Consider the following 6,135-nt stretch of genomic DNA (forward strand, 5'->3'; position numbering starts at 1 on the left):
CAGGTAGTGCCGGCCGCTGGCCGGCAGCAGCATGAACGCCGCAACCAGCGCGCGGGTGCGGGGCAGCGGGCGGGCCTAGCGGAGCGGGGGGCGGAGGCCCTCACGGTAGCTGGGGAAGCGCGGCTCCCAGCCCAGCGCCTCGCGCGTACCGGTGCTGTCGATGCGCTTGTTGCTCTCGTAGAAGCGCCGCAGTGTCGGGCTGAGTGCAGGGTCGTCCCATGCCACTGCAGGTGGCATCGCAAAGCCGCCCAGCTGCGCGGCGAAGGCCAGTACCTCCTGCGATGGTGCCGGCTCGTCATCGGCTGGCAGATACAGCCCATCCACGCACGGCCGCTGCATCGATGCGATAACGACCGTTGCCAGGTCATCCACGTGCAGGCGGTTGAACACCAACCCTGGACGCACTACGTGGCGCGCACGTCCCTGTGCCAGCTGCAGCAGCGCATTGCGTCCCGGCCCGTACAGGCCGGGCAGGCGGAATACCGCCGATGCGATACCGCGCTGCTCCGCCAGCGCACGCCACTGGTCCTCGGCGCGTCTGCGTTGCATGCCGGTCGTTTCAGTGGCATCGGCCACGCTGGTTGCGTTGATCCAGCCGCCGGCCCGATCGGCATAGACCGACGTGGATGACAGATAGCCCACCCAGTGAAGTGCTGGACTTTCCTGCAGTGCCGGCAGCAGCAGACGCAGTGCCGGGTCACCCTCGGCATCGGGCGGCACGCTGCACAGCACGGCCTCGGCCTGCGCGATCTCATCGAGCAGGGCGGGCGACGGTGGCATGTCAGCTCGCAGCTGATGGCGCGGCAGGCCATCGTGCGGTGCCGACGCCGGGTCGCGCACCGTGCCGGCCACGTGTACGCCCAACGCCCGCAGATGCGTGGCCAGCACGCACCCGCTCCAGCCCATGCCGAGGATCAGCACCCGCGCCGGCAGCGCGTTGGTCTGCAACGCGGCGCTCACGCGCTGCGCAGCGCCTGGTAGGCCTGCAGGCTGCTGTAGGCGACCTGCAGCAGCAGAGCTTCCTGGTCGGCCTTGCGCGCGCGCGCCAGCATGTCGCCGACGATCTGTTCTGCCTCCACCTGCTGGCCGGCTTCCAGATCGCGCAGCATCGAAGCCTTCAACGCAGAGCCGGCCTGGGTCAGGGTGCCGCGTGCGGTGTCCTGCGCAGCATCGGGAATCGGCTCACCGGCAGCTTCGGCCACGGCCAGACATTCGTCGTACAGGCCACGCACGATCGCCTCGCCATCATCGGTGGCGACGATACTGCCGATATCCGCGCGCAGCAGGCAGGTCGAGGCGGCCAGCGCGGTCAGGAAGGTGTACTTGATCCACTGTTCCTGGCCAATGTGCTCGCTGGCCAGGTGATCGAGGTTGGCCTGCGCACAGGCGGCGGCGAAGGCACGCACGCGCGTGGAGATCGCACCGCCATCGCGTTCGCCGAAGGTGAGCTTCGCCGGCTTGCCCAAGTGCAGCACGGCGCCGTCGGGGGCCTTGGTGGCACTGATGAAGCACAGGCCGCCGAGCACGGCGTCGCGGCCGAAGCGCAGGTCCAGCGCGTTGTAGTGATGCAGACCGTTGAGGATCGGCAGCACGGTGGTGTTCGCGCCCACGGCTGGAGCAATGGCGTCGATCGAGCTGTCGAGGTCGTAGGCCTTGCAGCTGAGGATGACCAGATCGAACGGCTTCTGCGCGGCCGATGCGGGCAGCGCATCGGCGGTGACGTGCTGCACCGGGAAGCTGGCGTCGCCGAGCGGGCTGCGGATGACCAGGCCATCGCGGTCCAGCTGGGCGGCGCGTGCGGGGCGCACCAGGAAGGTCACGTCCACGCCAGCCTGAGCCAGGCGACCACCGAAGTAACCGCCGGTACCGCCGGCGCCGAGGATCAGGATGCGCATTGCACGTTCACCGTTTTCTGGGGAATCAGGAGTGCGATTGTGCCGGAGATTGCGGCCAACGGCGGAGCCCCTCGTGGTGGTTCGCGCAGTTGGTTTCATGAGCTGGGCCGTGTGCGCGGGGTTCGCGGGGGACGCCGTGAACCCGTCCATGGGGGCTTAGCCGCGCCATCCATGGCGCGGATACCCCCGCGAATCCAGCGCACACGACCCCTGACAGTTTCCGGGCGCGGCCACCACGGAAAGCAGATCAGAAGCGAAGGCGGAAGCGGGTCGCTCGCTCGTGTAGAGCGGTGCTCAGGGCAGTTGTTCGCTGAAGTCTTCGGTGTAGCCCAATAGCAGTGTGGTGCGGGTGGCCAGCGTTGCAGCCAGTTGTGACCAGGCGTCGTGCGTTCCGGCCGCGTAGATGCGCTGCAGGTCCGCGACCAACGCGCTCGCCTCTGCAGGCGACGGTGCGCGGTCGCGCTGGAAACCGAGCCACGATGCGCCGAGTCCGAACAGACGGTAGTCGTAGCGCTCCTGCAGATGCCGGATCAGGGCGTGGTTCTGGAAGATGTCCCAGTCCGCGCTGAAGTAGCCGTTGGGCAGGGCGGCGATCAGCAGGTCATCACGGGTCACGGGCACCTGCTGCACGCAGACCGCGTCATCGATGATGAGATCAGGTGTCGCATTGGCAGCGACCAGCGCCTCGATGTCCTCGTCGCTGCACATCAACGTACCCGCCAACGCGGTCCACTGCAGCCGATGCGTGGAATGCTCAAGCTGCGCGACGACGTGCGCCAGCAACCGCTCGCGTGCCGCCAACGCATCTTCCAGCGTCGCCGGGTCTTCGTCCTCGTACAGCGCGATGCGCTCGTCGTCGGACGCGTGCATGCTGGTGTAGCGGCACTGGCCGACTTCGTCGAGCGTGCACAGATAACGATGGAGGGGATCAGCCACGTGCAGCGAGGCCAGGCAATCCAGCACCTCATCCAGCGTGGGCGAATCGCTCAGCAACGCTCGGCTGAACGCATCGATGGGACCGTCCGACACGGCCTTGTCCAACGGAATGGAAGTGATCTTCATCGCCACAGCCTAGCCGTAATCCGAAACGAAAAGAGCCAAGCATCAGCTTGGCTCTACAGGAACGCTTCATCCACGCATGGCGTGGATCTACCGTGTCGACCAAGGTCGACACCTACCAACAGCGACCGGAAACTGTCAGGGGTGGGGCGGTGTGGGGGTGCAGGACCGTTGGCGCCATGGATGGCGCCATCGAGCCCCCACGGACGGGTTTACGGCGTGTCCTGCACCCTCACACCGCCCCGCCCAACTCGTGATGCTTCCGCCTTGGCTGTTGCTGTTGCCGGCCAGCGGCCGGCACTACCACTGCAGGTGCAGGTGCAGGTGCAGGTGCAGGGCCGCAGGCCCTGCAGGCACCCCTCAGCTGCGCATGCCCACGCCACGGCGCAGCAGCCACAGCGCCAGCGCCGTCAGCACCACCACGAATCCGATCATCAGCCCGTAGGCCACCCACAACGGCACATCGCTGCTGCCCAGCAGGCCATAGCGGAATGCATTGACCATGTAGAAGATCGGGTTCGCGTGCGTGGCCGCTTCCGCCCAGCCCGGCAACAGCTTCACTGAATAGAACACGCCACCCAGGTAGGTCAGCGGGGTCAGGATGAAGGTCGGCACGATCGCTACGTCATCGAATTTCTTGGCATACACCGCATTGATGAAACCGGCCAGCGAGAAGATCGTCGCACCCAGGATCACCGTGCTCAGCGTCACCAGCGGGTGCGGGATGCGCACCGGGGTGAAGAACATGGCGATGATCAGCACGATCACGCCCACCATCAGGCCGCGCAGCACTGCGCCGGCGACGTAGCCCCACAGGATCACCCAGTTCGGCATCGGGCTGACCAGCAGCTCTTCCACGTGACGGCCGAACTTGGCACCGAAGAACGAGGAGCTGATGTTGCCGTAGCTGTTCTGGATCACGCTCATCATCACCAGGCCCGGCACGATGAACTGCATGTAGGTGTAGCCGCCCATGTCCCCCACGCGCGACCCGATCAGGTTGCCGAAGATCAGGAAGTACAGGGTCATGGTGATCGCCGGCGGCACCAGGGTCTGGCCCCAGATGCGCATGATGCGGGCGACTTCGCGGCGCACGATGGTCATCAGTGCGATGCGGTTGCGCTGGCCGTCGGTCAGCTCGGTGGTGCTCATGCAGGCTTCTCCAGGTTGCCGGTGAGGCGCACGAACAGCTCCTCCAGGCGGTTGCTCTTGGTACGCATCGATCGCACGCGGATGCCGGACTCGTTGAGCGTGGCGAACACGCGGTTGAGGTCCATCGCGCGCGGCATGTCGATGTCCAGCGTATGCGGGTCCGGCGCGGTCAGCGTCGCGCCTTCGATCACCGGCAGCTGCGCCGGCAGGTCACCATCGATGTCCAGCAGGAAGCCTTCCACGTCCAGCTTGGCCAGCAGGGTGCGCATCGGCCCCTGCTCGACGATCTGGCCATGGTTGATGATCGCCAGGTGGCGGCACAGGTACTCGGCTTCTTCCAGATAGTGCGTGGTGAGGATGATCGTGGTGCCGGCAGCGTTGATCTCCTTCAGCACGCGCCACATGTCGCGGCGGATCTCGATGTCCACGCCGGCGGTCGGCTCGTCCAGGATCAGCAGGCGCGGGCGCGTCATCATCGCGCGGGCGATCATCAGCCGGCGCTTCATGCCGCCGGACAGCGTGCGGCTCATCACCTGCGCCTTTTCCCACAGGTGGGCCCGCTTCAGTTCCTCTTCGGCGCGCTGCTCGGCTTCCTCGCGCGGCACGCCATAGAAGCCGGCGTAGTTCACCAGGATGTCGAAGGGCTTTTCGAACAGGTTGAAGTTGATTTCCTGCGGCACCAGCCCGATCAGGCGCATGGTGGCGCTGCGGTTGCGCACCAGGTCGCTGCCGAACACCTCCACCTGGCCCTCGCTGAGGTTGACCAGGGAGCTGATGATGCCGATCAGGGTCGACTTGCCGGCACCGTTGGGGCCGAGCAGGGCGAAGAAGTCGCCCGGGGCCACTTCCAGGGAAACCCCCTTCAGGGCCTGGGTGCCGTTGTCGTAGGTCTTGCGCAGGTCGCGCACGCGCAGGGCGGGCGCCGTATCGTTCTGGGATGCCAAGCTCGAAGCCTTCGCGCCCATGGGCTGGCGCTGGAGAGGGGCGGGGAGCGGCTATTATAGAAGACCCCGAGGGCTTGCCCCGGCTACACACTGTCCCGAAAAGTCGTGCCTGTTCAATTCCCCCTCAAGCTGGTCGGCTGCCGCATGCTGGCCCCGACCGTCGGCCACTACCAGTTCGTGCGTGATGATGGACAGCCGCTGGATTTCCAGCCCGGCCAGTTCATCCAGGTCCATTTCAGCTACGCCGACGGCACTGAAACCAAGCGCAGCTACTCGCTGGCGACCATCCATGACCATGCGCTGGGCCCGGGCGAGGCGGTGGATATCGCGGTCAGCTTCGTGCCCGGCGGCGCCGCCACGGCCCTGTTCGAGGCGCTGGAGCAGGGCGGCCAGATCAGTGCGTCCGGCCCCTATGGCCGGTTCTGCCTGAATCCCGGTGATCACAACGCCCGCTACCTGCTGATCGCCACCGGTACTGGCGTTACCCCGTACCGCTCGATGCTGCCGCTGCTGGAAACGGCCATGGCCGAGCGCGGCGTGCAGATCGTGCTGCTGCAGGGCGCGCGCAGCCCGGGCGAGCTGCTGTATAGCGAAGATTTCTACAGCTTCGCCGAAAAACACCCGAACTTCCGCTATGTTCCATGCCTGTCGCGCGAACTGCCGGCTGATCCGCAACTGGACGTGCAGCACGGCTACGTCCAGCAGGCGCTGGCCGGCTTCACCCCGGACCCGGCCACCGACATTGCCTACCTGTGCGGCAACCCGGACATGGTCGACGCCTGTGCCGAACTGCTGAAGGCCGCTGGCCTGGGCAACCCGCAGATCCGCCGCGAGAAGTACGTCAGCAGCAAGTAAGTCAGGGTAGCGCCGGCCGCTGGCCGGCAACCGCGTGGACCCTGGTAGTGCCGGCCGCTGGCCGGCAACCGCGTGGACCCTGGTAGTGCCGGCCGCTGGCCGGCAACCGCGTGGACCCTGGTCGTGCCGGCCGCTGGCCGGCAACCCCATGAAACGGAGGCGGCATCACGCCGCCCCGGTGTCCAGCCTCAGTACGCGATCCAGGCGTCGCGCCACGCATAGCCGGTGCC

The 6,135-nt window shown here is 66.7% G+C and carries 6 protein-coding genes; 1 reads left to right on the top strand and 5 read right to left on the bottom strand.

What is annotated here, in order from left to right; all coding sequences use genetic code 11:
• Window positions 1-75: 75 nt before the first annotated feature.
• The 5 genes from V3B25_RS15915 to V3B25_RS15935 all read right to left on the bottom strand — a co-directional run bounded on the left by V3B25_RS15915 (window position 76) and on the right by V3B25_RS15935 (window position 5,071).
• Entirely contained in the window at window positions 76-906 is an 831-nt protein-coding gene (locus V3B25_RS15915; protein WP_329810982.1) for an epimerase, read from the bottom strand.
• A 50-nt stretch (window positions 907-956) separates the two neighbouring features.
• On the bottom strand, window positions 957-1,895 hold the full coding sequence (gene panE, locus V3B25_RS15920; RefSeq protein ID WP_201117627.1) for a 2-dehydropantoate 2-reductase: 939 nt from the start codon (window positions 1,893-1,895) through the stop codon (window positions 957-959).
• 294 nt (window positions 1,896-2,189) lie between these two features.
• The gene (locus V3B25_RS15925) at window positions 2,190-2,957 is read right to left on the bottom strand and encodes a hypothetical protein (protein WP_049424153.1); all 768 of its coding nucleotides are present in this window, start codon (window positions 2,955-2,957) and stop codon (window positions 2,190-2,192) included.
• Window positions 2,958-3,314: 357 nt separating this feature from the next.
• Complete coding sequence (locus V3B25_RS15930) at window positions 3,315-4,106, bottom strand: ABC transporter permease (protein ID WP_329810981.1); 792 nt, start codon at window positions 4,104-4,106, stop codon at window positions 3,315-3,317.
• The gene (locus tag V3B25_RS15935) at window positions 4,103-5,071 is read right to left on the bottom strand and encodes an ABC transporter ATP-binding protein (RefSeq protein ID WP_049400895.1); all 969 of its coding nucleotides are present in this window, start codon (window positions 5,069-5,071) and stop codon (window positions 4,103-4,105) included. Before V3B25_RS15935 ends, V3B25_RS15930 begins: the two co-directional genes overlap by 4 nt.
• Window positions 5,072-5,155: 84 nt before the next feature.
• On the opposite strand from V3B25_RS15935, the gene V3B25_RS15940 reads away from it, so the two are divergent.
• A complete protein-coding gene (locus V3B25_RS15940; protein WP_201117624.1) occupies window positions 5,156-5,905 on the top strand; it encodes a ferredoxin--NADP reductase in 750 nt (249 codons plus the stop codon).
• Window positions 5,906-6,135: the final 230 nt, after the last annotated feature.

The sequence above is a fragment of the Stenotrophomonas sp. SMYL8 genome (genome assembly GCF_036320065.1).
Lineage (GTDB): Bacteria > Pseudomonadota > Gammaproteobacteria > Xanthomonadales > Xanthomonadaceae > Stenotrophomonas > Stenotrophomonas maltophilia_A.

Bases quoted from the DNA above. Each gene is read 5' to 3' on its own strand.
- V3B25_RS15935 (WP_049400895.1), bottom strand. From the start codon at position 5,071: ATGGGCGCGAAGGCTTCGAGCTTGGCATCCCAGAACGATACGGCGCCC.
- V3B25_RS15925 (WP_049424153.1), bottom strand. From the start codon at position 2,957: ATGAAGATCACTTCCATTCCGTTGGACAAGGCCGTGTCGGACGGTCCC.
- V3B25_RS15915 (WP_329810982.1), bottom strand. From the start codon at position 906: ATGGGCTGGAGCGGGTGCGTGCTGGCCACGCATCTGCGGGCGTTGGGC.
- panE (WP_201117627.1), bottom strand. From the start codon at position 1,895: ATGCGCATCCTGATCCTCGGCGCCGGCGGTACCGGCGGTTACTTCGGT.
- V3B25_RS15930 (WP_329810981.1), bottom strand. From the start codon at position 4,106: ATGAGCACCACCGAGCTGACCGACGGCCAGCGCAACCGCATCGCACTG.